Annotated in this window: 19 protein-coding genes; 9 read left to right on the top strand and 10 right to left on the bottom strand. The window is 67.5% G+C overall.

Annotation, left to right across the window (positions count from 1 at the left end; translation table 11 throughout):
• The first annotated feature begins 189 nt into the window (after window positions 1-189).
• Together AC3FKH_RS13090 and AC3FKH_RS13085 are read left to right on the top strand one after the other, a co-directional pair.
• On the top strand, window positions 190-366 hold the full coding sequence (locus AC3FKH_RS13090; RefSeq protein WP_488676072.1) for a hypothetical protein: 177 nt from the start codon (window positions 190-192) through the stop codon (window positions 364-366).
• Window positions 367-446: 80 nt separating this feature from the next.
• Window positions 447-1,721 carry an MFS transporter gene (locus AC3FKH_RS13085; RefSeq protein ID WP_488676070.1) on the top strand — a complete coding sequence of 425 codons (1,275 nt, stop codon included), beginning with the start codon at window positions 447-449 and terminating at the stop codon, window positions 1,719-1,721.
• Here the strand turns inward: AC3FKH_RS13085 and AC3FKH_RS13080 are convergent.
• Window positions 1,715-2,380 carry a methyltransferase family protein gene (locus AC3FKH_RS13080; RefSeq protein WP_488676284.1) on the bottom strand — a complete coding sequence of 222 codons (666 nt, stop codon included), beginning with the start codon at window positions 2,378-2,380 and terminating at the stop codon, window positions 1,715-1,717. The two genes, AC3FKH_RS13085 and AC3FKH_RS13080, sit on opposite strands and share 7 nt — an antisense overlap.
• A 376-nt stretch (window positions 2,381-2,756) precedes the next feature.
• On the opposite strand from AC3FKH_RS13080, the gene AC3FKH_RS13075 reads away from it, so the two are divergent.
• Window positions 2,757-3,743: a phosphatase PAP2 family protein gene (locus AC3FKH_RS13075; protein ID WP_488676069.1), complete on the top strand. Its 987-nt coding sequence runs from the start codon at window positions 2,757-2,759 to the stop codon at window positions 3,741-3,743.
• A gap of 12 nt (window positions 3,744-3,755) precedes the next feature.
• Here AC3FKH_RS13075 and AC3FKH_RS13070 read toward each other — a convergent pair whose 3' ends face one another.
• The 4 genes from AC3FKH_RS13070 to hemL all read right to left on the bottom strand — a co-directional run bounded on the left by AC3FKH_RS13070 (window position 3,756) and on the right by hemL (window position 7,155).
• Window positions 3,756-4,259, bottom strand: a complete 504-nt coding sequence (locus AC3FKH_RS13070) for a TPM domain-containing protein (RefSeq protein WP_488676067.1) — start codon at window positions 4,257-4,259, stop codon at window positions 3,756-3,758.
• Between the two features lie 12 nt (window positions 4,260-4,271).
• A complete protein-coding gene (locus AC3FKH_RS13065) occupies window positions 4,272-5,141 on the bottom strand; it encodes a TPM domain-containing protein (protein ID WP_488676066.1) in 870 nt (289 codons plus the stop codon).
• Window positions 5,142-5,157: 16 nt separating this feature from the next.
• Window positions 5,158-5,784: a LemA family protein gene (locus AC3FKH_RS13060; RefSeq protein ID WP_483710677.1), complete on the bottom strand. Its 627-nt coding sequence runs from the start codon at window positions 5,782-5,784 to the stop codon at window positions 5,158-5,160.
• A gap of 81 nt (window positions 5,785-5,865) precedes the next feature.
• Window positions 5,866-7,155, bottom strand: coding sequence for a glutamate-1-semialdehyde 2,1-aminomutase (hemL, locus tag AC3FKH_RS13055; protein ID WP_488676064.1), 1,290 nt, complete (start codon window positions 7,153-7,155; stop codon window positions 5,866-5,868).
• A 235-nt stretch (window positions 7,156-7,390) separates the two neighbouring features.
• On the opposite strand from hemL, the gene AC3FKH_RS13050 reads away from it, so the two are divergent.
• The 6 genes from AC3FKH_RS13050 (at window position 7,391) to AC3FKH_RS13025 (ending at window position 17,648) form a co-directional block, all read left to right on the top strand.
• Window positions 7,391-7,561 carry a rubredoxin gene (locus AC3FKH_RS13050; protein WP_008644874.1) on the top strand — a complete coding sequence of 57 codons (171 nt, stop codon included), beginning with the start codon at window positions 7,391-7,393 and terminating at the stop codon, window positions 7,559-7,561.
• 340 nt (window positions 7,562-7,901) lie between these two features.
• Window positions 7,902-8,384 carry a response regulator gene (locus tag AC3FKH_RS13045; RefSeq protein ID WP_488676062.1) on the top strand — a complete coding sequence of 161 codons (483 nt, stop codon included), beginning with the start codon at window positions 7,902-7,904 and terminating at the stop codon, window positions 8,382-8,384.
• A 22-nt stretch (window positions 8,385-8,406) separates the two neighbouring features.
• Complete coding sequence (locus tag AC3FKH_RS13040; RefSeq protein ID WP_483710680.1) at window positions 8,407-8,778, top strand: response regulator; 372 nt, start codon at window positions 8,407-8,409, stop codon at window positions 8,776-8,778.
• A gap of 35 nt (window positions 8,779-8,813) precedes the next feature.
• Window positions 8,814-9,362, top strand: coding sequence for a chemotaxis protein CheW (locus tag AC3FKH_RS13035; protein WP_488676060.1), 549 nt, complete (start codon window positions 8,814-8,816; stop codon window positions 9,360-9,362).
• 120 nt (window positions 9,363-9,482) lie between these two features.
• Window positions 9,483-11,675 (top strand): methyl-accepting chemotaxis protein, encoded by a 2,193-nt coding sequence (locus AC3FKH_RS13030; RefSeq protein WP_488676058.1) that lies wholly within the window; start codon window positions 9,483-9,485, stop codon window positions 11,673-11,675.
• Between the two features lie 69 nt (window positions 11,676-11,744).
• On the top strand, window positions 11,745-17,648 hold the full coding sequence (locus tag AC3FKH_RS13025) for a hybrid sensor histidine kinase/response regulator (RefSeq protein ID WP_488676056.1): 5,904 nt from the start codon (window positions 11,745-11,747) through the stop codon (window positions 17,646-17,648).
• Window positions 17,649-17,775: 127 nt separating this feature from the next.
• On the opposite strand, the gene AC3FKH_RS13020 is transcribed toward AC3FKH_RS13025, so the two are convergent.
• The 5 genes from AC3FKH_RS13020 to AC3FKH_RS13000 form a co-directional block, all read right to left on the bottom strand.
• Entirely contained in the window at window positions 17,776-18,291 is a 516-nt protein-coding gene (locus AC3FKH_RS13020; RefSeq protein ID WP_488676054.1) for a hypothetical protein, read from the bottom strand.
• A gap of 402 nt (window positions 18,292-18,693) precedes the next feature.
• Window positions 18,694-20,004 carry an MFS transporter gene (locus AC3FKH_RS13015; RefSeq protein ID WP_488676053.1) on the bottom strand — a complete coding sequence of 437 codons (1,311 nt, stop codon included), beginning with the start codon at window positions 20,002-20,004 and terminating at the stop codon, window positions 18,694-18,696.
• Window positions 20,005-20,088: 84 nt separating this feature from the next.
• The gene (locus tag AC3FKH_RS13010; RefSeq protein WP_483730033.1) at window positions 20,089-20,847 is read right to left on the bottom strand and encodes an SDR family oxidoreductase; all 759 of its coding nucleotides are present in this window, start codon (window positions 20,845-20,847) and stop codon (window positions 20,089-20,091) included.
• 46 nt (window positions 20,848-20,893) lie between these two features.
• Window positions 20,894-21,136: a hypothetical protein gene (locus AC3FKH_RS13005; RefSeq protein ID WP_276099722.1), complete on the bottom strand. Its 243-nt coding sequence runs from the start codon at window positions 21,134-21,136 to the stop codon at window positions 20,894-20,896.
• Window positions 21,129-22,565: an aldehyde dehydrogenase family protein gene (locus AC3FKH_RS13000; protein WP_488676050.1), complete on the bottom strand. Its 1,437-nt coding sequence runs from the start codon at window positions 22,563-22,565 to the stop codon at window positions 21,129-21,131. Before AC3FKH_RS13000 ends, AC3FKH_RS13005 begins: the two co-directional genes overlap by 8 nt.
• Window positions 22,566-22,648 lie beyond the last annotated feature (83 nt).

The following is a 22,648-nucleotide window of genomic DNA, read 5'->3' as shown; positions in this document are numbered from 1 at the left end:
GGAAGCGCACTTCACTGACCGGGTTATCCCTAAGTGCAATCGGCGTTGTGGCTTCTTTTGATCTTGTCGCCGTACGCGTGGCGGCGCGATGACACGCCTTTGCACGAGTCGGCGGATGAAGCCATCGATTGCCATCCACCACATCTCATCTCTATGGATGGGATGGGTAGAAATTGCACGGTAGCTGGCATGACCGCGCCAATCGGTTGCATCCGTGAAACTCTGACCGCCGGAAGAGTGTCGGCGCCCGGGCTCGACACGGTAATGGTGCCTTTTGACGCGAACGCTGATCCGCTGTGGTTCGCTGCATCAAACGAAATTGATTTGTATTGCCAACATTGGGCATCAAAACAATTTCAGGAGTGATACGTCGCGGCTTTGGCAGGCGTAGCGGAGTCCGCCGCCAACGCTCCAGGCGCACCTGTTGCACAATCCAGCCCATGACGATGACCGCTCCTCCAAATCTCTCTTCTGCATCCCCGCACGCAAAGCCTGCTTCCGATCCCCGCTGGCGCGTGCTGGCGGTGTTTTCGCTGGGCTTCCTGGTGTCCTATGTGTTCCGTGGCGTCAACCTTGGGTTTGCGCCGCACCTGACACGCGAACTGGGCCTGAGTGCCGGCGACCTGGGCCTGCTGACGAGTTTCTATTTCCTTGGCTTCGCCTGTGCGCAACTGCCGGCGGGCATCCTGCTGGACCGTTATGGCCCGCGCCGCACCGAGGCCGCGATGTTGCTGGTGGCGGTGGCCGGCTCGCTGGTCTTCGCGCTGGCGCCGGGCATGGCGTGCCTCGCTGCCGGCCGGATGCTGATCGGCGTCGGCGTGTCGGTTTGCCTGGGCGCGGCAATCCAGGCGCTGTCGATGTGGTTTCCCTTGTCGCGCATGCCGCTGCTCAATGGCGTGGTGATGGCCATCGGCGGCCTCGGTGCCGTGCTGGTAGGGACGCCGCTGGCGTGGCTGCTTTCGGTTGCGGACTGGCGCATGGTCAGTGCCGGGCTGGCGGGCGTGACGCTCGCGATGGCGGTGCTGCTGTGGTTCGGCGTGCCGGACAAGCCGCGCGCCGGCAAGGAAAGCCTGCGCGAGCAGTTGCGTGGCACGCGCCAGATCCTGGCCAGCGAGCGTTTCTGGCGCGTGGTGCCGCTGACGTTGCTGAACCAGGGCGTATTCCTGGCGGTACAGACCTTGTGGGTGGGTGCTTTCCTGCGGGACGTCGGGGGCTTCGGGCCGGCCACCAGCGCACGGCTGGTGTCGGTGATCGGCATTGCCATGATGGTGGGCTGCGTCGGCTCGGGGTGGGCCGCGCGGCACCTCGAACGGGCGGGCATCAGCCTGTATGCCTTTGCCGTGGCGGGCATGACGGCGTTTATCGTCGTCCAGGTGCTGCTGCTGGCTCAGGTGCCACTGCCACCGGCGCTGCTGTGGGCGGCCTACGGGGTGTTCGGCTCGAGCGGTATCCTGACCTATGCCGTGCTGGCGCGCAGCTTTCCCGATGCGCTGATCGGCCGCGCCACCACGGCACTCACGTTGACGGTGTTCCTGGCGACCTTTGCCTGCCAGGTGGGCGTGGGCTTCGTGCTGGATCTGTGGCCGGCTGCCGGCGGCGGGCACTATCCCGCGCAGGCGCATCGGGTGGCGTGGAGCGGATTGGTGGTCCTGCAGGGGCTTGCGGCGGTGTGGTACGCCATGGGGGCGCGCCGCCCCAATGTTCCGCAGAATGTTCAGTAGATCCCAGGCAGGACGCGAAACCGTACCTTTTCGCGATACTCGCAGTATTTGGGATCGTCGGACAGCAGCGTTTCCTCCCGATTGATCCGCATGACCTGCAGCGTGTACAGCCCGGCATAGACCAGCAGGTTCTGCAGCCCGAAGTTGGTGAGCAGGAAGCCGATGTCGGCGATGAAGTAACTCAGGTAGATCGGATGGCGCATGAAGCGGTAGGCGCCGTTCGATACGATTCCCCGATTCGCTGGCAGTATGCCGAACGAGAAACGCAGCGAAAGCTTGGCATAGATTTGCCAGGCAATCCCCCCGACCTGCAGGCCGGCGCCGATTATCTCCGGGGCAAGATGCGCGCCGGGCGCCAGTTCGATCGCAAGGAAATAGAATGTGCCGCCCAGCGAGCAGAGCACCGAGACCGGATTCCAGTCACGCTTTTTCGGAACCCGGGCAAACAGCGTCAGGCCGAGGGTCAGGCAATTCGCCAGCACGAGCAATAACAGAGTGATTCGCGATGGGTTGGCGAGCCATTGCCGGATTGCTCCGTATGCGAAGCCAGCAAGCAGTATTGCCATCGCGGTTCGCAGCGCCAGCTCCAACGTCAGTTCGCGCAGGTCCGCTTTCGGCGCGCCGCTCGCTGGTACCTTCTGCGCTACGCTTTCTGACATGGTTTCCCCCGTTCCAGCGGACGTCTGGCGCGCCGCTATGTATCGCTGCAATGTCGTCGTGGACTCAGCTTAGTCGGCGCAGGCCGGGCGCCATATCGGGTAAAGGTATGTTTCGCGTTTGAACAGCTGTCGCTGTGTGCCGGGCACGGCCGGCTGACAATGGATTCAGGAAATGGCAAGTGTCTGACCATCTGTTGGCTGGCGTACGAAATGCGGGTCGATCCGACTTGCATTAATTGATCAGGCCGTTATTGTCATCAGCAAAGAATGTCTGGAGGTTGCATGCTATCCAGACCAGATAAACCCTGCTGTCAAAGGCACTCTGTTAAGGCAAGGCCAATACTGCAGAGGCAAAGCATTGCAATCGGGGAGCGGGATGACATCACATGTCCGGGTCTGGGACAGGAGCGATACGATCCGCTGGCTGGCAGCGCTGGTCGTCGCCGGGATTGACGCGCTGTGGATCATTGGGAGCGGCCGGTCCATCGATGCCGGGAGCTTGTCAGGGCGGATAGCGTTGCTTCTGGTGTTCGGATGCATTGCCGGGGGCATGGTCGTGCTTACATCTGACACAGTCCGCCACCGCATGCCTGTTCTCCATGGACTTGCGGGTCGCATGCAGTTCCGCAGACTTGCTCTGGCCGCGTTCGCGCTGTTGTGGGTCTTCGCCTTCGTCTGCGCCACCAGTGTTCTTTCCTACCTGGTCGTGGCCCTGTCGCCGCCACTGATCGACCACCAGCTGACGGCATTGGATACCGCGCTGGGGTTCGACTGGCCAGCGGTCCATGGCTGGGTCCGCGCAAGGCCGGCATTGAGTGCAACCCTGGACTGGTTCTACAAGATGGGCCGAATGCAGCTGCTCCTGATTCCGATCGTGCTTTCCCTGCAGGATCGTGATTGGCATCTGCGCGAGTACCTGACCATGTTCGCGGCGTCGCTCGGTCTGCTGTTTCTGGTATCGGGCCCCTTTCCCGCCCAGGGTGCATTCAACTACTTTGCTGCGGCAGGCTATCCAATCTCAGCGGAGGAGTTGCGCGATTACTCGCACTTCGCGGCGCTGCGAAGCGGAGAAATGAGAGTATTCAACCTCGAAACGATGCAGGGCCTTGTTTCCATGCCATCGTTTCACACGGCCATGGGGCTGATGTTCATTCAGGCAATGCGGTGGTCACGCGCGGGTCTGCTGGTCGTCGTCCCGTTCAATGCGGTCATGATCATGGCCACGCCTACCCAGGGCGGACACTATTTCTCGGACGTGATCGCGGGGGCGATACTGTGGGCCGTTTCGGCCGCTCTCGTACGATATTTTTCCCGCCGCGGGACGACTGAAGTCCGGGGGCCGGTGGCGCCGCAGCCTGCGTAGGCAGGGGGCCATCTACAGCACAATGGGGTGGTCGTCCAGCTCATTCGGGTTCCGTCCATCTCCTGCCGGGAAATGCGTGGCCAGCAGATCATGGATCTGGTCCACCGCCTTCAGCACTGGCCTGACCGAAAGATCGCGGGCCAGTCCCACCGCAAGCTCATCGCAAACCGCGCGCCAGATTGTCGCGCCCACGCGCCCGTCGATGCCCCGATCCGCCAGCAATTCCACCGCATGATCCGCCAGGTTGATGTAGAGCAGCACGCCGGTGTGCTCTTCCGTATTCCACACCTCCAGCGCTCCGAACAGGGCACGCGCCCGAGCCCGCGCCGTGGTGCCGCCCCAGGCATGGCCCAGCGGCAGGCTGGACTCGATGACAACGCGGATCTCTCCGCGGTGGCGCGCTTCGCCGGCGTGGACGGCGTCTTGCAGTTGCTGCTGCGCCGGTGCCGGGAAATGACGGCGGGCGGTGCCGGTGGTGGTGCCGAGGTGGCGCAGCGCGCGTCGCAGCGATGCCATGGTCCGCTCTCCTTACCAGTTGCCGGAGGCACCGCCGCCGTCGAAACCGCCGCCGCCTCCGCCGCCGAAGCCGCCCCCGCCGCCCGAGCCGCCACCGAAATCACCGCCGCCGCCGAAGCCGCCGCGACGCCCCCAGTCGCTGCCCATGCCGTAGCCGCCCAGTCCGCCGAGGCCCCCCGCGATCACGTCGCGGCCGCGCGGGGAGGTGACGATCTGCGGACCGCGCCGCCGCGTCGCGGCCGTCAGGAAGAAGAACACGATGATGGCCAGCGGAAACAGCACCGGCAGCCAGTCCGACCAGAATGACGATTCCTGCTTGCGCGGCTGCGGGCCGACCAGGCCTTCCTTGTCGATGGTGGCCTGGATCGCGGAAATGCCGGCCGACAGCCCGCCATAGAAGTCGTTCTGGCGGAAGTGTGGGGCCATGATGTCCTGCAGGATGCGCTTGGACATGGCGTCCGTGAGCGAGCCCTGCACGCCGCGTCCGACTTCAAGCCGCATCTTGCGCAAGCCCGGCGGGTTGTCCTTGGCAATCAGGACGATCACGCCGTCGTCGATGCCCTTGCGCCCGGCGCGCCAGGCGTCGGCCACGCGGATGCTGTAGGCGTCGATGGTCTCGGGCTCGGTCGTCGGCAGCATCAGCACGAAGATCTGGCTGCCGCGCTGCTGCTCGTACTCGGCCAGCACGTTTTCCAGCGCAGTGCGCTGGGTGGCGGACAGGGTATTGGTCAGGTCGGTGACGCGCTGCGTCAGCGGCGGTACCGGCACGAAACCGTCATTGGCCGCCAGGGCCGGCATGGCCAGCGCGGCGGCCAGCCAAAGCAGGGCGGCCAGCCAGCGGCGCCCGGAACGGAAGGCGGGCAAGTCCATCAGCGTGCCCATGATGATTGCCTTGCGGTCAGAACTTCACAGCGGGCGGTGTGGAGATGGCCTTCTCGTTTTCCACCGCGAACGAAGGCTTGACCTCGTACTTGAACACCATGGCCGTGAGATTGGTGGGGAAACTGCGCGCGAGCACGTTGTAGTCGCGCACGGCGACAATGTAGCGCTGGCGCGCCACGGTGATGCGGTTCTCTGTGCCTTCAAGCTGCGATTGCAGGTCGCGGAACGAGGCATCGGCCTTCAGCTGCGGATAGTTCTCGGACACCGCCAGCAGGCGCGACAGGGCACCGGACAGCTCGCCCTGGGCCTGCTGGAAGCGCTTGAACGCCTCAGGATCGTTCAGGGTCTCGGGCGATACCTGGATGCTGGTGGCGGCGGCGCGTGCCTTGGTCACAGCCTCGAGCGTTTCGCGCTCGTGCGTGGCGTAGCCCTTGACCGTGTTGACCAGGTTGGGGATCAGGTCGGCGCGCCGCTGGTACTGGTTGACGACCTCGCCCCAGGCCGCCTTGACCGCCTCGTCCTTGGTCTGGAAGTCGTTATAGCCGCAGGCCGACAGCAGGCTGGCCAGGCAGGCCAGCAACAGCCAGCGGAACCAGCCGGCAGCCCGGTTCGAGGAGGAAGGCAGGGGCAGTGAGGCGCGCATCGAGGGCTCCCGGTTTGAGACGAATCTCAAGTGTAGCGCACGGCGCGTTACCGCCGGCGGCGACCCCGGGAGCGCTCTGCCTCAGGCCGCGAAGGCCTTGCGCGCGGCGTCCAGCGTGGCCTGGAGGATGGCATCGTCGTGGCAGGCCGAGACAAAGCCAGCCTCGAAGGCCGACGGCGCCAGGTACACGCCGTTGTCGAGCATGGCGTGGAAGAAGCGGTTGAAGCGCGCGGTATCGCTTTTTGTGACTTCGGCAAAGCTGCCCGGCACGCCTTCGCGGAAGTAGAGTCCGAACATGCCGCCGATCGCATCGGCGGCAAACGGCACGCCGGCGGCGCGGGCGGCTTCGCTCAGGCCATCGGCAAGCTTGCGGGTTTGTGCGGCAAGCTGGTCATAGAAGCCGGGCGCCTGGATCAGCCGCAGCGTGGTCAGGCCGGCGGCCACCGCCAGCGGGTTGCCGGACAGCGTGCCGGCCTGGTACACGCCGCCCAGCGGTGCCAGCCTGGCCATGATGTCGCGCCGGCCGCCAAAGGCCGCCGCGGGCATGCCGCCGCCGATGACCTTGCCCAGGCAGGTCAGGTCCGGGGTCATGCCGTAGTGCGCCTGGGCGCCGCCCAGCGCCACGCGGAAGCCGGTCATGACCTCGTCGAAGATCAGCACGGCGCCGTCGCGCGTGCACAGTTCGCGCATGGCCTTCAGGAAGGCGTCGCTGGCGCGCACCAGGTTCATGTTGCCGGCGACCGGCTCGACGATCACGGCGGCGATCTCGCCCGCGTGCTTGGCGAACGCCTGCTCCAGCTGCTCGACGTTGTTGTACTCGAGCACCATGGTGTGGCGCGTCACGTCGGCGGGCACGCCTGCCGAGGAGGGCGCGTTCTGCGTGGTGTCGGCAAAGGTCAGCAGGCCCGAGCCGGCCTTGACCAGCAGGCTGTCGGCATGGCCGTGGTAGCAGCCTTCGAACTTGATGATCAGGTCGCGGCCGGTGAAGCCGCGCGCGAGGCGCAGCGCGCTCATGGTTGCCTCGGTGCCGGACGAAACCAGCCGCACCTGTTCGATGGACGGCACCAGCTTGCAGATTTCCTCCGCCATCTCGATCTCGCCTTCGGTGGGCGCGCCAAAGGAGAAGCTGTGCGCGGCGGTCTCCTGCACGGCGCGCACCACGTCCGGGTGGGCGTGGCCCACGATCATCGGGCCCCAGGAGCCAATGTAGTCAATGTAGCGCTGGCCCTCGGCATCCCACATATAGGCCCCTTCGGCACGCGTGATGAAGCGCGGCGTGCCGCCCACCGAGCGGAAGGCGCGCACGGGCGAATTGACGCCGCCGGGAATGGTTTGCTGGGCACGGTCGAAGAGCTGCTGGTTACGGGACATGGTCTGCCTGGGTCTAAAACTCGGGAAACGCGTTCAAGCGGACGCGAACTGGCGTCAAAGGATGGGCAAAGCGGTGCAATGCGCGGGGAATAGCGCGGCTTTTATCCCGTATTTGTACGCTAACGTGCGCGAACACGGCGGATTTGGCACGATTCTGGCTAACGCGGCTGGCGCCGTCGGCGCCGATTCGGTACCATCTGCGCTGAATTTTAATGGAGAGCGGCCAGAGCCTGTTATGGAATACAAGACTTGGATGTGCCTGATCTGCGGCTGGATCTACGATGAGGCTGCCGGCGCGCCGGAAGACGGTATTGCCCCGGGCACCAAATGGGAAGACGTGCCCATCAACTGGACCTGCCCGGAGTGCGGGGCCCGCAAGGAAGATTTCGAGATGGTGGCCATCTGAGGCCACGGCTCGCTGGCGTCGGGGGCGCGGCATCGCCGCGTCGCGCCGACGCGACAATTCGCCGGACTGTGCCGGTCGCTCCGGATTGACGGCCCTCCGGCGTCTTGTCACACTCTGTCGCAAAATGATCCTTCGTCCATCCCGCCATTCGGGGGTGGCACAGGACGGAAAGGCAGGTGCGGGTTCCACGTGCCGCCACAGGCCGGTCTTCTGACCGGCCTTTTGCAGGGAAGATTATTCGGGGTTCCGTCGGGGCGGCTGGCCAGGCCAGGCTGTCCCGCGCGGGTGTTCTCAAGAGATTGCCGGTGCTCCCCAGGGAGACGCTGGTCGCGGGAACAACATGCGGGTCGCACAACCACTAGAAAACCATTGGGTCAATGCCGGCGCCAGCGCGCAGCCGGAACCGGAGCCGGCGTCCGCGCCGGCATCGTCGCGCAGAGTGCTGGTGATCGATGATTCCAGCACCATCCGCCGTACGGCGGAGATCTTCCTTTCGCAGGCGGGCTATCAGGTCGTGCTTGCCGAGGACGGTTTCGAAGCGCTTGCCAAGGTCGGCGACATGCGTCCCGATCTCATCTTCTGCGACATCCTGATGCCGCGTCTCGACGGCTACCAGACCTGCTCGCTGATCAAGAAAAGTCCGCGTTTCCACGCCATTCCCGTGGTCATGCTGTCCTCGCGCGACGGCGTGTTCGACCGCTCGCGCGGGCGCCTGGTCGGCGCGCGCGATCACCTTGCCAAGCCCTTTACGCGTGACACGCTGTTGCAAGCCGTCCAGGCATGCATGCCTGCCCAGGCGGCCGGCAACGCGCTGCCGGCATGACCCGGATTCAAGGAACTGACTCATGACAACCATCAACAAGATCCTCATCGTCGATGACTCGCCCACCGAAGCCCTGTTCATGTCCGACCTGCTCGGCAAGCAGGGCTTCAAGGTCTCGGTCGCCGGCAACAGCGAACAGGCTTTCACGCGCCTGGAGGCCGAGGCCTTCGACCTGATCCTCATGGACGTGGTGATGCCCGGCCAGAACGGCTACCAGGCCACGCGCGCCATCAAGCGCGACGACCGCTTCAAGGATATCCCCGTGATCATGTGCACCAGCAAGGGCCTGGACACCGATCGCATCTGGGGCATGCGACAGGGGGCTTCCGACTACATCGTCAAGCCGGTCGACAGCAAGGAATTGCTCACCAAGATCGCGGCGCTGTCCCACTGACGGCACCCGTCTTCGCCAGTAAGCTGGAGACGCACATGAACGCGCCACGCCAAGACCTGCGCACCCGCCAGACCCGCCTGCAGGATTACCAGGCCATGCTGGCCAGGCGCCTGCGCGAAGCCCGCAACGTGCCCGCGGCGGACAGCTACCTGGCGCTGCAGGTGGGCCAGCGCGGCTGGCTGCTGCCGCTCGCGCAGACCGGCGAGGTGCTCGACCTGCGCCAGCCGAGCCGCGTGCCGCTGACGCAGCCGTGGTATGCCGGCCTGGTCAATGCGCGCGGCAACCTGCTGGGCGTGGTGGATTTCGGCCTGTTCTGCGGCGAGGGACCGACCCCGCTGCAGCCGGGCAGCAAGATCGTGGTGCTGTCGCGCCAGGTCGAGCGGGCCTGCGGCATCCTGGCCACGCGCGTAGTCGGCCTGCGCCACGCGGCGGACCTGCGTGCGCCGGCGCAGGACGCGGCGGCCGACGCCGCATGGGAAGGCCGGCGTCTGGATGATGGCGACGGCCGTGCCTGGCAGGTGCTGGACGTGCGCGCGCTGCTCGATGCGCCGGCGTTCCTCCAGGCAGGCCGGGTCGCTGCATAGCCCCGTGCGGAATTCCGGCGCCGTGGGTCGCGGTGTCGGGGGCAGCAGAATTAAGAATAAATAACGCGGCGGCGCGGGTCGAGGCCGCCCCAGACAACGATTCAACGGACAGAGGGTGCTATGGGGTTCAAGAAAATCAGCCTGGGAAGCCGGAAGCCGGCCGCCGACGCGGCTGCGGGCCTGGTGGAGGACCGCGCCGGCGTGGCATCGGCGGGCATGCGTGCCGGCGGGCTGGGCCGTTCCCCCGTCGATGCCGTGTCGTCATGGCTGGAACGCATGCCGTTCTCGTCGCAGCAGCGTGGTCTCACCATCGGCGTGGTGGTGTCGCTGGTGGCGCTGCTCGGCTCGGTGTACATGGACAACCGCATCGCCAACAACGCCGCCGCGCAGATCGAGATCTCCGGCGACATGCTGATGCACTCGCAGCGCCTGGGCAAGGCCGCGCCGGTGGCGCTGCTGGGCAACGTGCAGGCCTTCACGCAGCTGCGCCAGTCCAAGGAAGCGCTGGCCGAAGACTTGCAGGCCCTGCTCGCCGGCAGCGTCGAGAAGCAGGTGCGCGCCACCACGGGTGCGGCGCAGGCCCTGCTGGAAACCGCGATCAGTTCGTGGAAGCGCAGCGAGAAGAGTGCCGCCGACGTGCTCGCGCAGCAGCCGGTGCTGACCACGATCGGCCAGACCCTGCAGGTCTTCAACGCCTCGAACCCCGAACTGCTCGAGGCCGCGGAACAGGTTGCCGCGCTCAAGCTGCAGTCCGGCTCCAACGCGCGCGAGGTCGCCGCCTCGGCGCAGCTGGTGATGCTGACGCAGCGCCTGGGCAAGAACCTGAACGAATTCCTGTCGGGCGAAGGCGTGAACCCCGAGACGGCGTTCCTGCTCGGCAAGGACACCAACACCTTCCGCGAGACGCTCGACGGCCTGCTCAACGGCAGCGAGGCGCTGCGGCTCAACGCTGCGACCGATGCCGAGACGCGCGGCTACCTGCAGCAGCTTTCGCAACGCTTCGACGCGGTGCAGAAGACCACCCAGACGATCCTGCAGAACCTGCCCGGCCTGATTGCCGCCAAGCGCGCGCAGCAGCAGATCTTCAACGACAACGAAGCCCTGCGCGGTGAACTGTCCGCGCTGCAGAAGTCCTACGCCGAGGCGGCGCGCTTCCGTCCCGTGACGCTGGGCGCCACCGTGGTTTCGGCGCTGATGACGCTGTTGTGCCTGGCCGGCCTGGCTGCGCTGTACCTGCGCGATTCGCGCCTGCGCGCCGTGGACGCCGAGGCGCGCGAGCGTGAAGCCGAAACGCGCCGCCTTGAGGAAAAGCGCAACAACGACACCACGCAGAAGGCCATTCTGCAGCTGATGAACGAACTGCAGGACATCGCCGACGGCGACCTCACGCGCCAGGCCACCGTGACCGAGGACATCACCGGCGCCATCGCCGACTCGGTGAACTACACGGTGGAAGAACTGCGCGAACTGGTGGGCCGTGTGCAGCAGACGGCCGGGGAAGTGACGCTGGCCTCGGGCCAGGTGCAAGCGACCTCCAACCAGCTTGCCACGACGACGGAAGAGCAGTCGCGCCAGATCCGCCAGACCGGGGAATCGGTGGTGGACATGGCCGACCGCATCACGCAGGTGTCGCGCGGCGCGGCCGAGTCGGCCAATGTGGCGCGCGCCTCGCTGACCGCCGCGGAGCAGGGGCAGCACGCCGTGCAGAACGCCATCGCGGGCATGAACGACATCCGCGAGCAGATCCAGGAAACGTCCAAGCGCATCAAGCGCCTGGGCGAGTCGTCGCAGGAGATCGGTGAAATCGTCGAGCTGATCTCGGACATTACCGAGCAGACCAACGTGCTGGCACTCAACGCCGCCATCCAGGCGGCGTCCGCCGGCGAAGCCGGCCGCGGCTTCACGGTGGTGGCCGAAGAAGTGCAGCGCCTGGCCGAACGCTCCGGCGAGGCCACCAAGCAGATCGGCGCGCTGATCCGCACCATCCAGACCGATACTCAGGACGCGGTGCACGCCATGGAGCGCAGCACGCAGGGCGTGGTGGAAGGGGCGCGCCTGTCGGACAATGCCGGCGCCGCACTGCAGGAAATTGGCCGCGTGTCGCGCCAGCTGGCCGAGCTGATCGAGCAGATTTCCCGCTCCACCTCGCACGAGGCGGACCTGGCCGGCGGCGTCGCCCGTCACATCGAACGCATTCTGCAGGCGACCGAGCACACCACCGCCGGTACCCGCCAGACCGCGAATTCGGTGCGCGAGCTGACGCAGCTGACCGAAGAGCTCCGCAATTCCGTATCGCGGTTCAAGATTGCCTGACCTTGATGACGCCCGCTGTCGCGTCTGGACTGCCCCGCCTCGCGCGCAAAGGCCGCAATGGAAGCCGTGATGTCCTTGAATTCTCCTTTACCGCGTGACCCCGCCGAGCCGCTGCCGCAGATGTTGCCAGCGGACCTGACCCACGCGCCGCTGGCGGATGCGCCGGAGCCGGCCATGCCGGCCTCGCGTGACCTGTCCGTGCTGGCGTGGGTGGCACCGAGCCTGCGCGCCGCGCTGGACGATGCCGCGACCGAGCTGTCCCACTACGTCGATGAAGTCCAGCAGGCGCCCGAGGCGCTGGGCGCGCGCGATACCACGTCGCTGCGCCTGGCCGGGCAACAACTGCACCAGGCCGCGGGCGCCGTGCATATCGTGGGCCTGCGCGGGGTCGACCCGTACTGCCAGGCGTTGCGGCGCCTGATCGAGGGCCTTGACGGCGGCGGCGTGGCCGCCAATGCCGGCACGCTCGCCGTGTTCCGGACCGGCGTGCAGGCGCTTGCCGAATACGTCGACGACCTGATGGCGGGCGATGAGCAGGACCCGCTGCGGCTGTTCCGTCCGTATGCCGAGATCCTGTCGCTGCTCGGCGACGAGCGCGTGCATCCGGCCGACCTGTGGCTCGATGAGCTGCAGATCCTGCCCGGCATCCTGCTGCCCACGCGCAACGCAACGACCGTCACGCGCGCGCGCCAGCGCTATGAAGCCGCGCTGCTCAAGGCGCTGCGGCTGCCGCTGCAGTGCGCCGAGTCCGAGCGGCTGCGCGATGCGTACCTGCCGTTGCAGGAAGCGCTGGACGACGTCCGCGCCGGCGAGCAGGAGGCGCGCCGCGCCACCGACCACCCGGACCGTGGCATCTGGCATGTGCTGGCGCTGGTGTTCCGCGCCATGGCCCACGGCTTGCTGCCGTCCGACCTGCTGTCGAAGCGTTTTGCCGGCCGTGCCCACCTGTTGCTGCGGCAATACCAGCAGGGGCAGGTACGCGTGCCGCAGGCCTTGCTCAACGATGCCATCTTCTTGCTCGTCTGGACCTTGTCCGAGCTGGGGGAACCCCCTCTGCACGGCGTGGACGAGATCGCCCTGACGACGGTGCGCGCCGATATCGCGCGCACCGTGCAGGCGTTCCGCCTCGACCGCGCGCACGCCAAGCCCGGCGCCGACCACCGTCTGCGCTACTACGGCTGGCTCGATCCGATCGATACCCGCAACCTGCAGCAGGCCGCTGCGGGGTTGGAGCGTGCCGCCGAAGGCGATCCCGCGGGCTGGGAGATCGCGCTCGCGGCGCTGGCCGAGGCCGCGCAGCCGCTCGCGCAGCCGGCCCTGCAGCTGTGCCTGTCGCAGGCCGCGCTCCGGCCCGGCGCGGCGCCCGACCGCCACGAGGCGCTCGGCGCCACCGGCATCGCCGTGTTCCTGTCGCGGGCGCTGGCGTTGCCCTGGCGCGTGCACGGCATGAGCCCGAACCCCACGGCAGCGGTCTTCGCCGCGCGCTGCGAGGAACTCGCGCAATGCCTGGCCGACCCGGCCGCCGTGGCGCCGGCGTGGCTGGCGCGCATGGCCGACGAAGCCCGCGCCCAGGCGGCGCGCGTGCAGGCCGTGGCGCAGTTGCGCGCGCAGCTGGACGGCGGCGAATCGTGGCTCGATACCTATGACCGCAACGCGTCCCGGCCCGATGCCGGGACCAGCCTGGCGGAGGCCGTGCAGGCCTTCGAGGCGTTGCGCGCCACGCTGGATGCGTTGCAGGACACCGATGGCCTGCCGCACGGGCTGAACGACGACGCGCAACAGGCCGGTGAGGCCGTGCAGGAGGCGGTGCGGCAAGCCGGCAGGCTCGGCGCCGGCGTCGACGAGACCTTGCGCGGCGAGACCCTGTCCGCCATCGCCGAGACGCTGGGCACCGTGCATGCGTTTATCGATGCGCTGGAGCTGGGCCGCAGCCGTCACGAAGCCAAGGACGAGGAACTCGACGAAGCGCTGGCGCTGGGCCAGACGGGCGCGGTCGGCAACGATCCGCTGTCGGTGGCTCGTGCCGCGGCCAGCGAAGCCATCCGCACCGGCGCCACCGCCGACATGCCACCGGTCCAGCGACTGCGCACCGCGCTGCAGGCGCTGGCCGACCAGGCTGCCATCGACGACAATGCCACGCTGCGCCGCCAGGCCTCCGAAGCGAGCACGCAGCTCAATGCGTGGCTGGCCGGCAGCGACACATCGGGCGAACGGCTGGTGGCGGCACTGGCCGAGCCGATGCCGGTCGCCCCGCAGGGGGCCGGACCGTCGTTGGCGCCCGACGATGGCACCGCGCTCGACGCCGAACTGTTCGGGATCTTCCTGCACGAGGCCGACGAAGTCCTCGGCGGCATTGCAGGCGACCTGGGTTCGGGCCTGGACGCGCTCGGCGATGCCGATACGCTGAGCCGCATCCGGCGCGCTTTCCATACGCTCAAGGGCTCGAGCCGCATGGTCGGCCTGCATCGCTACGGCGAAGCGGCCTGGGCCGTGGAGCAGGTGATGAACCTGTGGATCGCCGAGGCACGCGAGCCCGTGCCGGCCCTGCTCAACCTGCTGCGCCGCGCGCACGCGGAGTTGTCCGCGTGGGTGGCGCTGCTGCATCGCGATGCCGGCGCGGCCCATGACATCGCGCCGCTCGTCGCCGCGGCCGAGGCGGTGCGCGATCCGCAGCCGGAAGCGCCCGCAGTTTCCGGCACGGCGGAGCCGGAACAGGTCTTCATCGACGACGCGCCGGTACCGGACACCGTGGTCGCGGAGGCATCCGAAGCAGCGCCCGAGGCCGGGAGCGAGACGCCCGCCGCCGCTCCCGACGACGACAACGTCATCCCGTTCCGCCTGTCTGGCGCGCTGTCCGACGAGGACGACAACTTCAAGGTCATCGGCCCGATCCGCATCGGCCTGCCGCTCTACAACGTCTACCTGCAGGAGGCCGACGATCTCCTGCGCCAGTTCGCCACCGACATTTCCGAGTGGCGCCATGAGAACCACCCGTGCCCAAGCGAGCTGGCGCTGCGCGTCGCGCACACGCTGCAGGGCAGCGCCTCGACGGTGGGGCTGGAACCCGTGCGCGAGATTGCCGAGGCGCTCGAGCAATTGCTGCTGCAGCTCGGCGCGCACCCGGTCGCCATTCACCCCGGTGACTTCCGTCTGCTGGAGCAGGCGGTCGAACGGTTGCGCGGCATGCTCCATCAGTTCGCCGCGGGGATCTGGCCCGAGGCGGATGCCAGCCTGCACCGCAGCCTGACCGAGTTTGGCGAGCGCGCACTGCTGCGCCCACGGGTCCAGGTGCCGGCACCGCAGGCGCCTGCCGAGCCGGATGGCTCCGTGGCCAGCCTGTTCGGTCAATTGCCCGCGCACGCGCCGGAGCCGGAAGCGAACGCAGAACCCCCGGCAGCGGAAAAGCCGGCCCAGCCGGCATCCCCGGCATCCCCGGCATCGCAGGCACCAGCGGCGGTGACGCATGACGCGCTGGTGATTCCGTTGCCGACGCCCGCCCGTCCGCTGCCGGTGGCGGTCGTGCAGGCCGATGCCACCGAACTGGACGCGACCCTCGTCGAGATCTTCCTGGAGGAAGCGCACGGCAGCCTGCCTGAACTCGGCCGGCTGGTGCGCACGTGGGAAGCGGCGCCCGAAGACGCCAGGCAAGGTGGCCTGGTGCTGCGCGCGCTGCATACGCTCAAGGGCAGTGCGCGCATGGCCGGCGCCATGGCGCTGGGGCAGGCCGCGCACGAGATGGAAACGCTGCTCGACGCCAGCCTGCGCGCGCAGCGCGTCGGTCCGCAGCTGTTCAGTCGCCTGTATGCGTGGTACGACCGGATCCTGATGCATGTCGAGGCCCTGCAGGCCGGCCGCCTGCTCGTGCCGGACGATCCTGACGTCATCAACGGGCTGGCCGCGCCGGAACCGCCCGCTACGCCGGTGATGGCCAGCGTCGCCGCCCCCAAGACGGATAGTGCGGAAAGCGCGGAAAGCGCGGGCGCGGCGTTGCCGGTGCCGCTCGGCACGGCCACGGCTGGCGAGCCGGCGCAGGTGCCGGACGCGTCCGAGCGCCAGCGGGCATTGGTGCGCGTGCAGGCCCGCGCGCTCGATACGCTGATCAACGAGTCCGGCGAAGTCGGCGCCACGCGGGCGCGGCTGGAAAGCGAACTCGATTCCATGCGCGCCTACCTGGGCGAACTGAACGACAACGTGGCGCGCCTGCGCGGCCAGTTGCGCGAGATCGAGATCCAGGCGGAGTCGCAGATGGCCTCGCGCATTGCCGACGCCCAGCACAAGCAGGACTTCGATCCGCTCGAATTCGACCGCTTCACGCGCTTCCAGGAACTGACGCGGATGATGGCCGAATCGGTCAACGACGTGGCCACCGTGGAGCAGAACCTGCACCGCGGCTTCGACCGCACCGCCGGCGACCTGGCCGCGCAGGCGCGGCTCACGCGCGGCCTGCAGCGCGGGCTGATGCAGGCGCGCATGGTGCAGTTCGACGCGCTGGCCGAGCGCCTATATCGCGTCGCACGCCAGTCCGCCGCGGAGACCGGCAAGGAAGTCAGGCTGCTGATCCAGGGCGGTACGGTGGAGGTCGACCGGTCCGTGCTGGACCGCATGGCCGGCCCGATCGAGCACCTGATCCGCAATGCCGTGGCGCATGGCATCGAAACAGCGGAAGTCCGGCGCGCCGCGGGCAAGTCGGCGGCCGGCTCGCTGACGCTGGAAGTGCAGCAGGAAGGCAACGAGGTCGTGCTGCATTTCGTCGACGATGGCGCGGGCCTGGACCTCGCGCGGATTCGCGCACGCGCCGTGGAGCGCGAGCTGCTGGCGCCTGACGATGAAGCCAGCGACGCGCGGCTGACGGAGATGATCTTTACGCCCGGGTTCTCGACGGCCGATTCGGTCTCGGAGCTTGCCGGGCGCGGCGTGGGCATGGACGTCGTGCGTGCGGAAACCGTGGCACTGGGCGGACGCATCACGCTGTCGACCGCGGCCGGCCGCGGCACCACGTTCACGGTGCACCTGCCGCTGACCACGGCGATCACGCAAGTGCTGGTGGTGGGGCTGGGCGGGCGCATGTATGCGCTGCCGAGCGGCATGATCGACCAGGTCCAGCAGCTGCGCACGCAGGCCCTGCTCGATGCCTATAACCAGCGCCAGATCACCGTGGCCGGCAACGCCGTGCCGTTCCATTACTTTGGCGCCTTGCTCGAGGAAAGCGCGGCGACGCCGTCAGGCCGCAAGTATTCGCCGGTGGTGGTCGTGCGCAGCGGCACCGAGCGCGTGGCGGTCCATGTGGATGAAGTGGTGGGCAACCGCGAAGTGGTGGTCAAGCATATCGGTCCGCACCTGGCGCGCCTGGAAGGCATTGCCGGCGCCACCACCATGGGCGACGGCGAAATCGTGCTGATCTACAACCCGGTGGTGCTGGCCCAGCGCTTCGAGCGCGTGCGCGGCGAAGCAGCGCCGGCGGCCATCCAGTTGTCCGCTGCGCAGTCGCTGGGCGCGGTGGCCGAACTGGGGGGCGATGGCGCCGCGACACCGGTTCCTGGGCTGGTGATGCAGCCTACCGTGATGGTGGTGGACGATTCGCTGACCGTACGCAAGGCGGCGCATCGCCTGCTGTCGCGCGCCGGCTACGAGGTACTGCTGGCCCGCGATGGCGTCGATGCGCTCAAGCAGCTCCAGGACGTGATGCCGGATGCCATGCTGGTGGACATCGAGATGCCGCACATGGACGGCTTCGACCTGACCCGCAACGTGCGCGCCGACAGCCGCACCACCCACATGCCGCTGGTGATGATCACCTCGCGCACGGCCGAGAAGCACCGGCGCTATGCGCAGGAAATCGGCGTGGACGTGTATCTCGGCAAGCCCTACAACGAGGACGAGTTGCTGGGCACGCTGCAGCGGCTGATCGGCGCACGTGCCGCCAATATGGCAGGTTCGGTCGCGCAGATGCTTGGGGATCAGCCGGAAGCCTGAAGCGGCTTGCGGGGCGCCGGCATGACAGAGTGGGCCGCCCCGAGGCGGCCCGCTTGCTTTGCGGACTTCGCTAAGCGAGTTCGATCAAGCGAGCCGCGCGCATCGATGCGCGCGGCTACGCAGTCAGTCACCAGCGCATCTGCGCATTGTGCGTGCCCGTGCTGACGACTTGCGTCTTGGTCCGGCCCTCATACGTCGCCCGCACGTTGTAGCTGCCCGCCGGTGCGCGCAGCAGGCACTTCGGGCCGTCCGCCACGAAGTTCGCGACTTCACGACCGTTGCGCGTCAAGGTCACGGTGACGTCCGACAGGTATTCGCCGCGGGGGCCCTGCGTGAAGAGCAGCCCCATGTTGTAGTTGCCGGATTTCGCGTCCAGCGCGCGCTGTTCATCCGTGGCCACACCACCGCAGATGTAGGTCACGGAGCCGGCCTTGCGCGGCACCATCGCATCGCGCGGCGGTGGCGGCGCAGGCGTAGCCAATGGCGGGGAGGGGGCAGGCGGGGAGGGCGCTGCCAGCGGCGGCGACGGTGCTGCCGGAGCCGTGTTGATCGGCGCGGGAGTCTGCGCAGGTGCCGCTGCCGGCGGTGTTGCCGTCGTGGGCGGCATCGGCGGCGTGCCCGGCGCCGGCGGAGCGGGCGTCATGGGCGCGGCCGCGGCGTCCGCCGGGGCCGTGTAAGTCTGGGCTTGTCCCGCGGCAGGCACGAACGCAAACACTGCCGCTGCGCATGCACCGGTGAGAAGGGCAAGCCGCTGTGTCCTGGCGCGCCATTCCCGCGTGTCTTGCAGGTGGATGGGGCCGGACGTTTGTCGAGATAGTTGCCGCATATCTTGGCCTCCTTGAAGAAAGAAGGAAGGACAGTGCCGCCATCGCCCCTTGCGGGGCAGGCAGGTGTCCATTCCATGCTAAGGAGCGATGCGCGGACACACTGCCGGTCAGGCTCCTACATGCGTGTCGGAGGAGGGCTTTTTGCGGGATCTGGGCGGCGCGCAGGCCACCCGGGAGGCGCACGCCGCGGATATCCGGGGCGTGCGAAGGCGTGAAGGCTAGGACTTGCGGCCGACCAGCCTTGCCGGGACCGACAACGTCAGTGCAGCACCCACCACCAGGCAGGCTGCGAGCAGGTACATGCCGGAGTCCGTGCTGTGGGTCATGTCCTTGAGCCAGCCGACCGCATACGGGCTCAGGAACCCCGCCAGGTTGCCGAGCGAATTGATCAGCGCAATGCCGGCGGCCGCGCCGGTGCCGGCCAGGAACGCCGTGGGCAGGCTCCAGAACAGCGGCAGCGTGGTCAGGATGCCGATGGTGGCCAGCGTGAGCGCCACCATTGCCAGCGCGGTGCTGTCGTGCCATTGCACCGAGAGCACCAGGCCCAGCGCGCCCAGCACGGCCGGGATCGCAATGTGCCAGCGGCGCTCGCCCGAGCGGTCCGCGCTGAACGCGACCACCACCATGCCGACCACGGCGCAGCCATAGGGAATGGCGGTCAGCAGGCCGATGTCCAACGCGCCCTTGACGCCGGTCTGCTTGATGATGGTCGGCAGCCAGAAGCTCACGCCATACAGGCCCATCACGAAGCAGAAGTAGATCGCACTCATCAGCCACACGCGCGGGCTCGACAGCACGGTGCCGATGGGCGGGTCTTCCTTGTGCGCGTCTTCGCTCGCGATATTGCGCTGGAGCAGCGCCTTCTCGTCGGCGCTGAGCCAACTGGCGTGCGCGATGCGGTCATCGAGGTAGGCCAGCACCACCAGGCCGACCAGGATCGACGGGATGCCTTCGAGCAGGAACATCCATTGCCAGCCGGCCCAGCCGTTGTGGCCGTCGAAGGCCTGCATCGCCCAGCCCGACAGCGGGCCGCCGATCACGCCCGACAGCGCGATGGCGGTCATGAAGAACGTGGTGGTGCGCCCGCGCCGGTTGGCCGGGTACCAGTAGGTCAGGTACAGGATGATGCCGGGGAAGAAGCCGGCTTCCGCGATGCCCAGCAGGAAGCGCAGCACGTAGAACATGGTCGGCGTGGTGACGAACATCATCGCCGCGGAAATCACGCCCCACGTGATCATGATGCGCGCGATCCAGATGCGCGCGCCGACCTTGTGCAGGATCACGTTGCTCGGCACTTCGAACAGGAAGTAGCCGATGAAGAAGATGCCGGCGCCGAGACCGTAGATGGTCTCGCTGAACTTCAGGTCGCTGAGCATCTGCAGCTTGGCAAAGCCCACGTTGACGCGGTCCAGGTAGGCCACCACATAGCACAGCAGCAGGAAAGGCACCAGCCGCCAGCTCACCTTGCGGTACGTAGCGTCTTCAAATGCGGCGTCGCCGACGCCGGGATTCACTGCAGTCGTTGTCATGCTGTCTCCTCGGGATGATTGCGCTTCTACGACGCTTCTACGATCGGTGATGCAGCTACAGCCATGGCACGGACGACGCTATACCTATACGCAGCGTCCGCCGTCCACTTCGATGCAGGTGCCGGTGATGAACGCGGCCTCGTCGCTGGCCAGGTACAGGCAGGCATTGGCGACATCCGGCGGGGTCGACATGCGTCCCATCGGGATGGTGGCAAGGAACTTCGCGCGGTTCTCCGGCGTATCAGGCATGCCCATGAATTCTTCGAGCAGGCCGGTGGCGCCGATCACGGGATTGACGCAGTTGACACGGATGTTGTCTTTGCCGAGCTCGGCCGCCATGGCCTTGCTCGCGGTGATGACGGCGCCCTTGCTGCCGTTGTACCAGACCAGTCCCGGGCGCGGCCGGATGCCGGCGGTCGACGCGATATTGACGAACACGCCGCCACCACGCTGGCGGAAATGTGGAATGAAAGCGCGCGCCGACCAGAAGATGCTCTTGACGTTGACCGCGTAGACGCGATCGAACTCGTCCTCGGTCACTTCCATGATCGGCTTGTTGCGGTGCGTGGTGCCGGCGTTGTTGACGACGATGTGCACGTCGCCGAAGGCGGCGAGGGTGGCGTCGCGCATCGCCTCGGTGTCGGCTTCGCGCGCGACGTCGGCGCGTACCGCGCGGGCCTGGCCGCCGGCCTCGCGAATCGCTGCGGCGACACGCTCGGCGGCGTCTTCGCGCAGGTCGGCCACCATGACGCGGGCGCCTTCGCGGGCGAATGTGTGCGCGATGCCCTCGCCAAAGCCGGACCCGCCGCCGGTTACTACGGCCACCTTGTCTGCCAGTCTCATCGCTCGTCTCCTTGGGTTTGTTATGTCGTGCGACGCTTCAGGGCGCTTAATGCGCGAACGGTCCGCGCCCACGCAATGCATTCGCTACCATCATCACCGCCAGCAGGAACGGCAGCGCCACATACAGGCACCAGTGCACGCGGTCGCCTACGGTATCGCCCCACTTGCGCTTGAAGACCTGCAGGCGCGGCATGCCGGATGGGTTGGTGGCGCGCTTGTTCTTCACATGCCAGGCCATCCAGAAAAAGAAGATGGCAAAGGCGATCGACAGGAAATTGATGTTACCCATGTTGAATGGCAATGGTTTTCAGGGTGGTAAAGGCGTAGAGGGCTTCGAAGCCCTTTTCGCGGCCGTAGCCGGACTGGCCGGTGCCGCCGAAGGGCAGCTCCACGCCGCCGCCGGCACCGTAGTTGTTGATAAAGACCTGGCCCGCGCGCAGCTTGCGCGCAAGGCGTAGTTGCCGCCCGCCGTCTCGCGTCCACAATCCCGCCACCAGGCCGTACGGCGTGCCGTTGGCCAGCGCCAGGGCTTCGGCTTCGGTGTCGAACGGCATCGCGGCCAGCAGCGGACCGAAGACCTCCTCCTGCGCCAGCCGGTGCGCGGGCGGGACATCGCGGAACAGCATCGGCACCTGGTAGTAGCCGGACTCCGGCGCTTCCCCGACGATCTGGCCCTGCGCCATCACGGCGATGCCGGCGTGCTGCGCATCGGAGACGAAGTCCCACACGCGCTGCTGCTGCTTGCGGCTGATCAGCGGACCGCATTCCAGGTCCAGCTCCGAAGGGCCGACACGCAGCGATTCGAACACCGATGCGAGCCGGTCCAGCAGCGCATTGTAAAGCGGACGCTCCACCAGCACGCGGCTGCCCGCCGAGCAGGTCTGGCCGGCGTTCTGGATGATGCCGTTGACGATCACCGGCACCAGCGCATCCACATCGGCATCGGCAAAGACGATCTGCGGCGACTTTCCGCCCAGTTCCAGCGTGACCGGCACATGGTTCTCGGCGGCAAGCTGGGCCACCTGCTTGCCGGTCTGCGGCGAGCCGGTGAACGAGATGTGGTTGATGCCCGGGTGGCGCGCCAGCGCGGCGCCAGCCTCATGGCCGTAGCCGGTGACGATATTGAGCGCGCCCTCTGGCAAGCCGGCCTCGGCGGCAATCTCGGCCACGCGCAGCAATGTCAGGCAGGCGTCCTCGGCCGGCTTGACCACGCAGGCGTTGCCGGTGGCCAACGCCGCGCCGACGCTGCGCCCGAAAATCTGCAGCGGATAGTTCCACGGAATGATGTGGCCCGTCACGCCGTGCGGCTCGCGCAGCGTGAGCACCGTGTAGCCGGGGTTGTACGGAATGGTCTGGCCGTGCAGCTTGTCGACCGCGCCGGCATAGAACTCGAAGTAGCGGGCCACGGCACGCGCATCGGCGCGGGCCTGTCGTACCGGCTTGCCGGTGTCGCGGGCTTCGAGCGCGGTCAGTTCTTCTTCGTGGGCGATCAGCGACAGCGCCACGCGGTTGAGCAGGCGCACGCGCTCGGCCGGCGCCATGGCGCCCCAGGCGCCATCGGCCGCTTGCCGCGCGGCGTGCACCGCGACGTTGATGTCAGTGGCGTTGCCGCGGGCGATCTCGGCAAAGGGTTCGCCGCTGGACGGGTCGAACACCTTGATGCGCAGGCCGTTGTCGGGCGCGATCAGGCGGTTGGCAACGAAATGCTGGGCATGCATGCGGGGTCTCCGGGAGGCTTGCGCGGGGTTTCCGGTGTGAATATGGAACGAATCGGGACCAATCGGTGCGAATCGGTGCGAAT

This window comes from Cupriavidus sp. 21MJTG02-4 (assembly GCF_057798975.1).
The sequence above is the reverse complement of the archived record's forward strand: the minus strand, read 5'-3'. Positions and strand labels throughout refer to the sequence as shown.

Bases quoted from the DNA above. Each gene is read 5' to 3' on its own strand.
- AC3FKH_RS13090 (WP_488676072.1), top strand. From the start codon at position 190: ATGACCGCGCCAATCGGTTGCATCCGTGAAACTCTGACCGCCGGAAGA.
- AC3FKH_RS13085 (WP_488676070.1), top strand. From the start codon at position 447: ATGACCGCTCCTCCAAATCTCTCTTCTGCATCCCCGCACGCAAAGCCT.
- AC3FKH_RS13080 (WP_488676284.1), bottom strand. From the start codon at position 2,380: ATGTCAGAAAGCGTAGCGCAGAAGGTACCAGCGAGCGGCGCGCCGAAA.
- AC3FKH_RS13075 (WP_488676069.1), top strand. From the start codon at position 2,757: ATGACATCACATGTCCGGGTCTGGGACAGGAGCGATACGATCCGCTGG.
- AC3FKH_RS13070 (WP_488676067.1), bottom strand. From the start codon at position 4,259: ATGGCATCGCTGCGACGCGCGCTGCGCCACCTCGGCACCACCACCGGC.
- AC3FKH_RS13065 (WP_488676066.1), bottom strand. From the start codon at position 5,141: ATGGGCACGCTGATGGACTTGCCCGCCTTCCGTTCCGGGCGCCGCTGG.
- AC3FKH_RS13060 (WP_483710677.1), bottom strand. From the start codon at position 5,784: ATGCGCGCCTCACTGCCCCTGCCTTCCTCCTCGAACCGGGCTGCCGGC.
- hemL (WP_488676064.1), bottom strand. From the start codon at position 7,155: ATGTCCCGTAACCAGCAGCTCTTCGACCGTGCCCAGCAAACCATTCCC.
- AC3FKH_RS13050 (WP_008644874.1), top strand. From the start codon at position 7,391: ATGGAATACAAGACTTGGATGTGCCTGATCTGCGGCTGGATCTACGAT.
- AC3FKH_RS13045 (WP_488676062.1), top strand. From the start codon at position 7,902: ATGCGGGTCGCACAACCACTAGAAAACCATTGGGTCAATGCCGGCGCC.
- AC3FKH_RS13040 (WP_483710680.1), top strand. From the start codon at position 8,407: ATGACAACCATCAACAAGATCCTCATCGTCGATGACTCGCCCACCGAA.
- AC3FKH_RS13035 (WP_488676060.1), top strand. From the start codon at position 8,814: ATGAACGCGCCACGCCAAGACCTGCGCACCCGCCAGACCCGCCTGCAG.
- AC3FKH_RS13030 (WP_488676058.1), top strand. From the start codon at position 9,483: ATGGGGTTCAAGAAAATCAGCCTGGGAAGCCGGAAGCCGGCCGCCGAC.
- AC3FKH_RS13025 (WP_488676056.1), top strand. From the start codon at position 11,745: ATGTCCTTGAATTCTCCTTTACCGCGTGACCCCGCCGAGCCGCTGCCG.
- AC3FKH_RS13020 (WP_488676054.1), bottom strand. From the start codon at position 18,291: ATGACGCCCGCTCCGCCGGCGCCGGGCACGCCGCCGATGCCGCCCACG.
- AC3FKH_RS13015 (WP_488676053.1), bottom strand. From the start codon at position 20,004: ATGACAACGACTGCAGTGAATCCCGGCGTCGGCGACGCCGCATTTGAA.
- AC3FKH_RS13010 (WP_483730033.1), bottom strand. From the start codon at position 20,847: ATGAGACTGGCAGACAAGGTGGCCGTAGTAACCGGCGGCGGGTCCGGC.
- AC3FKH_RS13005 (WP_276099722.1), bottom strand. From the start codon at position 21,136: ATGGGTAACATCAATTTCCTGTCGATCGCCTTTGCCATCTTCTTTTTC.
- AC3FKH_RS13000 (WP_488676050.1), bottom strand. From the start codon at position 22,565: ATGCATGCCCAGCATTTCGTTGCCAACCGCCTGATCGCGCCCGACAAC.